The following is a 270-nucleotide window of genomic DNA, read 5'->3' on the forward strand; positions in this document are numbered from 1 at the left end:
GGTCCTATCCTCGAAACCTGAAGACCGGCGATATCTGTTTGAAGAGGCTGCGGGCATAACGAAGCACAGAGTCCGCGCCCGCGAAGCTGAACTCAAGCTTGCCAAAACAGAGGAGCATCTTCGCCAAATCGAAGCCATAATCGGAGAAGTCAAACAATCTTACGAAAACCTCAGAGTCCAATCCGACAAGACAATCAACTATAGGCAACTTAAGGATAAGATATTCGAAACCAAATTAGATCTCTATTTGGTCCGTTTGCGCCAATATAT

The 270-nt window shown here is 45.9% G+C and carries 1 protein-coding gene; it reads left to right on the forward strand.

What is annotated here, in order from left to right; translation table 11 throughout:
• Positions 1 to 270: hypothetical protein (locus FQ668_RS28840; RefSeq protein WP_218570903.1), on the forward strand; the 270-nt coding region annotated here is incomplete at both ends.

Source organism: Pseudomonas sp. Kh14, assembly GCF_900291005.1.
Taxonomy (GTDB): domain Bacteria; phylum Pseudomonadota; class Gammaproteobacteria; order Pseudomonadales; family Pseudomonadaceae; genus Aquipseudomonas; species Aquipseudomonas alloputida.